At 58.1% G+C, this 762-nt stretch carries 1 protein-coding gene; it reads right to left on the bottom strand.

Annotated elements, in window-relative coordinates; all coding sequences use genetic code 11:
* Positions 1–15 precede the first annotated feature (15 nt).
* The gene (locus A5700_RS07285) at positions 16–246 is read right to left on the bottom strand and encodes an MbtH family protein (protein ID WP_068067615.1); all 231 of its coding nucleotides are present in this window, start codon (positions 244–246) and stop codon (positions 16–18) included.
* Positions 247–762 lie beyond the last annotated feature (516 nt).

Here is a 762-nt window from a genome sequence, read left to right as displayed (position 1 = left end):
CCGTGCTTCGACTGATTACTGGTCAAAACCTCGACCGCTTGCGAGCCTGTCGCGCAGGCTCTTTGGCCGGATGTCGGGCCAATGTTCTTCGATGTACTCCAAACAAGCGGCGCGGTCGGCTTCCCCGAATACCACCCGCCAGCCCGCCGGAACATCGGCGAAAGCCGGCCAGAGGCTGTGCTGCTCTTCGTCATTCACCAGGACGAAAAAGCTGCCGTTGTCGTCGTCGAATGGATTGATACTCACAATTCTCCAGGATGCCTAGTCGACATGAGTGGAACGGTCTCAAACCATAGTGGAGGGGCGCAGGGGCCGTCCGAGGTTTGAGGAAAGTTCCTGGTGTGACCTATTGGCCTCTTGACGCAGTTCAACAAGTGGTCTCCGGCAGAGCGTGCGCAGTGCCGATTCAGCTGCGGTGACCTGCACCGATGCAGGGCGGCCGTTAGGGCGATGAAGTTATCGATGGTGCGTCTCTGAGACTAGCCGAACCGGTGGGGACGCGAAAATCACCTAGAGGCGAACAAGTAGCGACAGCGTGAAAAACCCAGCAAAATCGGGCGGCATGGGGTAGCTGGCGACCTCCCGGCACGGGCCGGCGAAGCCAGAGCCGATGACACCATGCATCTTCTGTGCTATTAAGTGGGCGTCTACCGTGAAGACTGTGTGAACGGCCGCCTCCGTCCGCTAACGAAATGCCTTTTACGCACGCTATATGCATTACGATCCCGTATCGCGTTGCCAAAGACCACATATCGGAGCTGA

This window comes from Mycobacterium sp. E1214 (genome assembly GCF_001666755.1).
Taxonomy (GTDB): Bacteria; Actinomycetota; Actinomycetes; order Mycobacteriales; family Mycobacteriaceae; genus Mycobacterium.
Note: the sequence above shows the minus strand (reverse complement) of the source record. Positions and strands in the feature narration are given on the sequence as shown.